Source organism: Halovivax sp., from assembly GCA_007119345.1.
GTDB lineage: Archaea > Halobacteriota > Halobacteria > Halobacteriales > Natrialbaceae > Halovivax.
Genome location: SKPV01000166.1, coordinates 1 through 6,961, shown reverse-complemented (window position 1 = coordinate 6,961; position 6,961 = coordinate 1). Strand labels below are relative to the sequence as shown.

The 6,961-nt window shown below is 69.0% G+C and carries 7 protein-coding genes; 3 read left to right on the top strand and 4 right to left on the bottom strand.

Annotated features, from left to right (window positions below):
• Positions 1-435 precede the first annotated feature (435 nt).
• The 3 genes from QZT59_RS11265 to QZT59_RS11255 all read right to left on the bottom strand — a co-directional run bounded on the left by QZT59_RS11265 (position 436) and on the right by QZT59_RS11255 (position 2,648).
• On the bottom strand, positions 436-1,245 hold the full coding sequence (locus QZT59_RS11265; protein WP_290815936.1) for a winged helix-turn-helix domain-containing protein: 810 nt from the start codon (positions 1,243-1,245) through the stop codon (positions 436-438).
• 206 nt (positions 1,246-1,451) lie between these two features.
• Complete coding sequence (locus tag QZT59_RS11260; RefSeq protein ID WP_290815933.1) at positions 1,452-1,781, bottom strand: hypothetical protein; 330 nt, start codon at positions 1,779-1,781, stop codon at positions 1,452-1,454.
• 183 nt (positions 1,782-1,964) lie between these two features.
• Positions 1,965-2,648: a bacterio-opsin activator domain-containing protein gene (locus QZT59_RS11255; RefSeq protein ID WP_290815931.1), complete on the bottom strand. Its 684-nt coding sequence runs from the start codon at positions 2,646-2,648 to the stop codon at positions 1,965-1,967.
• Between the two features lie 138 nt (positions 2,649-2,786).
• Between QZT59_RS11255 and QZT59_RS11250 the strand changes: the two genes are divergently transcribed.
• The gene (locus QZT59_RS11250; RefSeq protein WP_290815929.1) at positions 2,787-3,599 is read left to right on the top strand and encodes an aminoglycoside N(3)-acetyltransferase; all 813 of its coding nucleotides are present in this window, start codon (positions 2,787-2,789) and stop codon (positions 3,597-3,599) included.
• A gap of 91 nt (positions 3,600-3,690) precedes the next feature.
• Here QZT59_RS11250 and QZT59_RS11245 read toward each other — a convergent pair whose 3' ends face one another.
• On the bottom strand, positions 3,691-5,121 hold the full coding sequence (locus QZT59_RS11245; RefSeq protein WP_290815926.1) for a metallophosphoesterase: 1,431 nt from the start codon (positions 5,119-5,121) through the stop codon (positions 3,691-3,693).
• A gap of 185 nt (positions 5,122-5,306) precedes the next feature.
• Between QZT59_RS11245 and QZT59_RS11240 the strand changes: the two genes are divergently transcribed.
• Together QZT59_RS11240 and QZT59_RS11235 are read left to right on the top strand one after the other, a co-directional pair.
• Entirely contained in the window at positions 5,307-6,266 is a 960-nt protein-coding gene (locus QZT59_RS11240) for a hypothetical protein (protein WP_290815923.1), read from the top strand.
• Positions 6,267-6,350: 84 nt separating this feature from the next.
• Entirely contained in the window at positions 6,351-6,869 is a 519-nt protein-coding gene (locus QZT59_RS11235) for a gamma carbonic anhydrase family protein (RefSeq protein WP_290815921.1), read from the top strand.
• The last annotated feature ends 92 nt before the right edge of the window (positions 6,870-6,961 follow it).

Genomic DNA, 6,961 nt, shown 5'->3' with positions numbered 1-6,961 from the left:
CTGGGTGCCGTCGGGCCGCAATCCGGACGGGACGGCGACCGTCGGTGTTGTGGACGTGTCGACCGTAGTCGTGGGCCCCGTCGCGTGACAACGAGACCCAGAGGTATGTGGGCATCTAGTGATTTTCGCGCACTCGATGATCCCGTTGCAGACGATGACGGCCGGTCACCGACTGCAGGCAGAAGCGAACGGACCCATCCGTAGCCGAAACCGAGCGGACGCCGTCCCCATCCGAAACCGAGCGGGCGCCATCCCCATCCGAACCCGAGCGGGCGCCGCCACGCACGTGCTACGAGCCGGCGGGCGAGTAGCCACGCGAGCGAAGGCCGCCTCTGCGGGCGTCCGTCCGGGTAGGAATGGAGGGAGCACGTCCCCGATCGGGTGCCCGTCCGCCTCCCGGACCGATCCGAAGAGAGACGGACGACGCCGACGCGCTCACTCCCCGGCCGTTTCCAGCGTGAGCGATCGAGAGTCGCGTCGGTAGGTCTCGTAGGTCGACTCGGCCCACTCTCGCGCATCCGACGAGTCGGTGTCGACGAGCACCCGCACCGTCCCGCTGTCGGGGTCGTAGCCGCTGATCGCGACGCGGTCGTCGAAGAGGCCGATGCCGTAGAGCGGCAAGTCGTCGTGGATCCTGACCGTGAGATTGCCGCTCTCGAGGGGGCCGGTGCAGTGATCGGCGTGCGCCGAGAGGACGTACCTGGCGACGCTCGGCGGGTCGACGATCTCCGTCTCCATCCCGTCGACGATCCGCCGCCGGAGCTCGTCTTTGCACGGTTCGAGCAGGGCGACGTCGAATCCGGCGAAGCGGAGCCGATCCGTCTCCCGGAGTAACGACAGGAACCGGTTCACCGGCCGGTACGGGGCGTCGACGGACGCGACCGTCACGATCGCATCCGCGCTCATCTCGACGGTGAATCCGCTCGCCTCGGCCGGGAGCCACTCCCAGACGTCGCGCAGTTTGTGCTCGGTTTCGATCCGGTCGACCAGCTCGCGCATCCCCGACGCGACGAACGAACCGAGCGACGTCGCCACGTACGCGTTGCCGTCGCGTTCGATCCAGTAGCGATCCTCGAACTCGCGCAACGTGCGCCCGATCGTGGACGTCGACGCCCCGGTCATCGTCTGCAACTCGGCGCGACTCCGCGGCCCGTCGGCCAGCGCGTCGAGCGCCGTGACGCGGTGTGCCGACCGCGCGAGGAACTCGATGTCGTCGAGCGGCCCGCTCGTGGGACTGGGTAACATGGTAGCGGTATGCGTGCCACCGCTATAGCTCTGCCCCCACGAGCGCCGGAACGTCGGAGGAGGCGGTCCGTTCGATATCGGGAGGCGGTCCGTTCGATATCGGGAGGCGGCCCGTTCGATACCGACCGTGCGAGGCCGGGCGCGACCGACGCCCCGATACGCGGTCGGCGGTCGCGGTCCCGGAGTGCACCCCGTCACCGACGTGATCAGGGGGAGAACGGGAGTCCGTCGACGGTCCCGAGCGAGCGGGCGAGCGTCGCGGTCTTCCGGTCCCGATCGAACTCGATCAGCCCGGACTCTGCGAGCATGGGAAGGTGGACGTGGTACAGTTCGATCCGGAGGTCCTCGGTCCGGGGCCGTTCGACGGAAGTAGCCGATTCCTCGCGTTCGCGATCGGCGACGTCGCTCGCCAGCGCGGCGACCGAACGCGGCCGGTCTGCCGCCGACAGGAGGTCCAGCGCGTGGCGCCGACGCTGGTCGGCGAGGAGTTTCAGCATCGTACTGGTGTCCGCGAGAGTCTGCTGTGGCCCAACCATACCTCGCCTACTGGCTCACCGCGGAAGAGGCGGCGGGTTGTATACACCACTCGCGTGGCCCTCCCGTGGCCGCTCGGCACCCTCCCGTGGCCGCCTGCTGTCGCCCCCGACGCCTCAGTGCTGTCGCCCCCGACGCCTCAGTGCTGTCGCCCCCGACGCCTCAGTGCTGTCGCCCCCGACGCCTCAGCTGCCGGAATCGCCGTCGTAGTCGTCGTCGGGGTGGCTGACGGTCAGCGTACTCTTCACGAGGTTCCGGTGGCCCGCGTGAAACCGCTTCGAGAGGGCCTGCTGGGAGACATCGAACGTCTCGGCGAGGTCGCTCATCGTAACCTTCTGGGGCACGTCGTAGTACCCCCGCTCGAAGGCGGTGACCAGCGTCTCGCGCTGCTTCGGCGTCAGATCGTACTGGGCGCTGGCCATCGGCTGTTCGGCGTCCGTGAGTCGGGTGAGTTCGAACGAGATGTCGTTGGCGTCGCAGTACTCCTCGAACAGGGTCAGTTTATCGCGATCGTCGAACCGCATCCGCAGCTCCCAGTTCTCGTCCCGCCCGATCGCCCGGAGGATCGTCGCGCCGACCTCGACGTACGCGTAGACGATGGTCTCGACGTTGTCGGTCCACTCCGCGCGGTAGAGCCGACCCTCGTCGACCGCGTCGACCGCAGTGACGTTGGTCACCGTCTCGTCTTCCTCGAACGCCTCCTCGAACGCCTCGTGATCGCCGCCCGTGACCCAGAAGTACGGCATGACACGGTCGGCCATGGTCGCGACGACGCGCTCGACCTCGACGATCATCTCCGGCGCGGCAGTCAGCGAGTGGTGGAGGGCGAAGTCGTCCGCGCGGACCGAGAACTCGGCGATGAGGCTCATACCGGCGAGTACGCAGCCGAGCGTGTTAATCGCTACCGGCCGTCGATCGACGCCGCGGCCGGGGAAGCGCCCCGGGTCGACGAACGAGCGGACGGGTAAATTCAGAAATGTGAAATCGAGGGGTCGCCAACGCCGACCATGGGCGAAAGATCCGCCGTCGAGTCCGTCGACGAACCGGTCACCGTCCCGTCGCTGGTCGAGGATCTCCGGGATCTCGGGATCCGGTCGGGCGATACGCTGCTCGTCCACTCGTCGCTGAGCGCGATCGGCTGGGTCTGCGGCGACGCGCCGGCCGTCGTGGACGCGCTGTGGGAGGCGGTGACCGAGTCGGGAACGCTGGTGATGCCGACCCACACGACGCAGTACTCGAACCCGGCGGTGTGGTCCGACCCGCCGGTCCCCGACGACTGGGTGGAGACGATACGCGAGCGCCGGCCGCCCTATCGCCCCGCGGTCACGCCGACGCGGGGGATGGGCGCGGTCCCCGAATGCTTCCGGAACTACCCCGGCGTCGTCCGGAGCCGACACCCGATCTACTCCTTCGCCGCGCGGGGCGCCGAGGCGGAGGCGATCGTCGGCGATCACGAGTTCGATTACGGGCTGGGCGAGGGGTCCCCACTGGCGCGCGTCTACGATCGCGACGGGGACGTCCTCATGCTGGGGACGGGCTACGACACCAACACCTCCCTGCACCTCGCCGAGTACCGGGCCGAATTCCCGAAAGCACGAGCGACGAACGTGGCGCCGATCCTGCGGGAGAGCGAGCGAGTACAACTCGAGATCAACGATATCGAGACGAGTGCGGACGACTTCACCGACCTCGGCGCCGCGTTCGAAGACGACGTCCCCGCCGCGGTGACCGAGGGGCTCGTGGGCGCCGCGGAGAGTCGACTGATCGACCAGCGTGCGCTCGTGGACTTCGCGGTCGAGTTTTTCGAGAACCACCGCTGAGGACCGCTCGCTCGGCCGACCCGGAAACGAACCGCTCGCTCGGCCGACCCGGAAACGAACCGCTCGCTCGGCCGACCCGGAAACGAACCGCTCACTCGACCGGGCCGGGAACGGATTCCTCCACTTCGGCCGTGACGACCGCGCGGTCTGGCAACTCGGGATTCGGGACTCTCCCGAGGGTCAGCAGCCGCTCGGTTCGCGTGAGCTCTTCGGCGGTCGGGCTCGGCTTCTCGATCTCCTCGAACTCGACCGCGACGCCGTCGGGGACGGCCTCGATGCGGACGACGCACAGCTGGTAGGACGGATAGAAGACCGGCGGGAGGTGGCCGGCGACGACCTCCCGTCGGTGGAGGCGCTTCAGCCAGGTCCCGGTGTTGACCACCAGTCGGTCCTCGACCTCGCCCATCGACGGTCGGTGAGTGTGGCCGTAACAGAAGACGGCCGTCTCCGGGTTCGCGGCGAAGACATCGCGGGCCGCGTCCTCGTACGGCGTTTCGGGATCGACCGTGAGCTCCGTCTCCGCGACGCCGAATCGGTCGACCGTCCCCCTGACGTCCCGGAGGAGGACGAACAGCGGGATCCCGACCAGGATCAACAGCCCGGCGATCGCGGCGTTGACGGTGAGGAGCAGGTGGACGGCCGCCCCGGCCAGGCCGTACCGGTCGAGGAACGCGTCGGCCCGTTCGACCGGCATCTCCCAGACGCCGGCCACGTCCAACCCGGCGAGCACCGCGAGGACGACGCTGACGTTGATCAGCAACAGGAACGGGATCGCGGCGTACCGCAGGAGCGGGTTCATCTCGCGGTAGAAGTACTTCGAGACGAGCCAGCGCGGCATGCGCTCGGTGGGCGTCACCGCCTGGACGTCCTTCAGCCAGTTGTATCGTCCGCGGTCGGACAGCCGGCCGGCCCGGCTCGTGACGTGGGCGTTGTAGAAGTAGCCCATGGGCGTCGCGTGCGGGTTGCCGAAGTCCTCGATCCGATTGTTGGGATCCTGCTGGTGGCCGTGTTCGAAGTGGATCGTCCGATCGCCGACCGACCGAGTGAACGACAGCGTCCGGACGAGGTCGACGTTGTACGCGGCCAGGCGGTCGACGTACTCGTCGTAGGCGGCGAGCTCGTGGTCGTGGTTGCCCGGCTGCAGCGTGATCGGGACGGACTCGCCGGTCGCGCGGAGCTGATCGAAGAGTTCGGGGTAGGTCTCGACCAGCGCGTCCAACTTCTCGATCCCGTCGAGTTCGGTGAACTCCCAGAGCCCGAACGCGTCGCCGTTGATGACGAGCTCCGCCTCCTCGTCGGTCTCCGCGAGGCGTTCGAGGAATACGAGGAGCTCCTCGAGGAAGTCGACCCGCCCGAGCTGCTCGTCGCCGCCGATGTGGAGGTCGCTGATGACGTAGTAAACCGGATCCTCGGCGTCGTCGTACCCCGGATCCTCGGCGTCGTCGTAACTCGATTCGTTCGCGTCGTCGTAACCCGGTTCGTTCGCGTCGTCGTAACCCGCATCGTTCGCGTCGCCGACCATCGAGTTATCGTCGACCCCGACACGCAAAGACCTGTGCCGGGCGCGACCGCCGTTCGAGCGGCTCCCGTCGGCCGGCACATCCGTCGGACTCGGGCGGCGATCGGACGTCGGGCAGCGGCGGTCTACGCGTCGACCCGACGGGTGCGGCGGAACGATTTATCCGCGTTCGTCACCTACGCGGGCCGATGCCGTCGGATCCGGACTCGGACCGAACGTCCCCGCTGAGCCGTCCCGAGCGGGCTCGCCTGGCCGCGTTTCGAGCGGCCGAGTCGCTCGCGGACCTGGTCGCGCTCACGGGCGCGGCCGACGCGGACGAGGCGTACCTGGCCGCGAAGGAGGAGTGGACCTCGCTGCGCGAGCGCGAGCTCGGCCCGGCCTCGACCGACGCCGACTTTCCCGGGCGGACCGTCACGATCGACGGCCGGCCGTTCGTCGTCCACGGGGTCACGCACGCGAACACCCCGGAAGAGCGCGCCTACCTCCGCGAGCGAGTCGGCCGACTCCGCGAAGCCGGAGCCGCGGTCTACTGCGAGCAGGGGATCCGGTCGATGTACTTCGCGGACTTCCCCGACGTCTGTGAGATGGACGACTATCGGTGGGCGATGACCGAACTCTCCGGGCGCGAGGAGGGCGCTCCCGGCGACGGGCTCGCCCCGGCCGCGTTCGGGGAGTTCTTCGACGACGTGGAGTCGGCCGCGGAGACGGGTCGCCGCCTCGCCTACTCGCTGATCGATTCCGGTCGGGAGATCTACGGCGAGGCGATCGCGACCGCCCTGGGCGACGTCGCCACCTCGTTCCTCACCGGGCCCACTGACCTCTCGACCGCCGACGACTTCGCCTCGTTCGTGCTCTCCACTCGCGCCGCTCGCGATCCGAGTCGGCTCGCGGCCCTCCAGCGATACTACGAGACGCGCTTTCTTCCGCAGCCGATCGAGCGGACCTGGCTGCGACGACACGATCCCGACCTCGAGGTGGCGACCCACGCCCGAAACGAGCGGATGGCCGACTACCTGCGCTACCACGCGACGGAGGCGCCGGCCGTCCACGCGATCGTCGGGGCCGCCCACCAGCCCGGCGTCGCCTACTACCTCGAGCGACACTCGACCGGCGAGCGGACGATCGAGGGCTTCGAGCCGATGGGATGACCGTCGACGCGAGCCGTTCGAGCGGGACGTGCGAGCGGGACGTGCGAGCTACTAACTAGCGCGGAGTCGTAGTCGCGCACGATCATGGACGACAGACGATCGTACGAGTTCGAGGGGGTACGGCCGACGATCCACGCGGACGCGCACGTCAGCCGCGAGGCGACGCTGATCGGCGACGTCACCGTCGCCGCGGACGCCAGCGTCTGGCCGGGCGTCGTCCTCCGGGGCGACGTCGAACCGATCGAGGTGGGTCGGGCGTCCCACGTCGGCGACAACGCCACGATCCACGGGGCGACGATCGGCGAGCGCGTCATGCTCGGCCACGGCGCCGTGCTCAACGAGGCGACCGTCGGTGACGGCTCGCTGATCGGGTTCAACGCGACGGTCAACACGGGCGTGGTGGTGGGCGCCGGCAGCATCGTCGCCTCGGGAACCGTGATCGGCGACAACCACGAGATTCCACCGGTGTCGTTCGTCAGGGGCGTGCCGGCCGAGGTGACGCCGCTCGCCGAGACCGGGATCGACCCCGAGGCGATCTTCGAGGAGTACGAGTCCGGGGGGTACACGGACCTGGCGGCGCGCCACGGCGAGCTGTTCGAGTGACGGCGCGCCACGGCGAGGTTCGAACGACGGCGGACCGGCGAGGTTCGAACGGCGGCGACCGGCGAGGTTCGAACGGCGGCGACCGGCGAGGT

Bases quoted from the DNA above. Each gene is read 5' to 3' on its own strand.
- QZT59_RS11240 (WP_290815923.1), top strand. From the start codon at position 5,307: ATGCCGTCGGATCCGGACTCGGACCGAACGTCCCCGCTGAGCCGTCCC.
- QZT59_RS11250 (WP_290815929.1), top strand. From the start codon at position 2,787: ATGGGCGAAAGATCCGCCGTCGAGTCCGTCGACGAACCGGTCACCGTC.
- QZT59_RS11255 (WP_290815931.1), bottom strand. From the start codon at position 2,648: ATGAGCCTCATCGCCGAGTTCTCGGTCCGCGCGGACGACTTCGCCCTC.
- QZT59_RS11245 (WP_290815926.1), bottom strand. From the start codon at position 5,121: ATGGTCGGCGACGCGAACGATGCGGGTTACGACGACGCGAACGAACCG.
- QZT59_RS11235 (WP_290815921.1), top strand. From the start codon at position 6,351: ATGGACGACAGACGATCGTACGAGTTCGAGGGGGTACGGCCGACGATC.
- QZT59_RS11260 (WP_290815933.1), bottom strand. From the start codon at position 1,781: ATGGTTGGGCCACAGCAGACTCTCGCGGACACCAGTACGATGCTGAAA.
- QZT59_RS11265 (WP_290815936.1), bottom strand. From the start codon at position 1,245: ATGTTACCCAGTCCCACGAGCGGGCCGCTCGACGACATCGAGTTCCTC.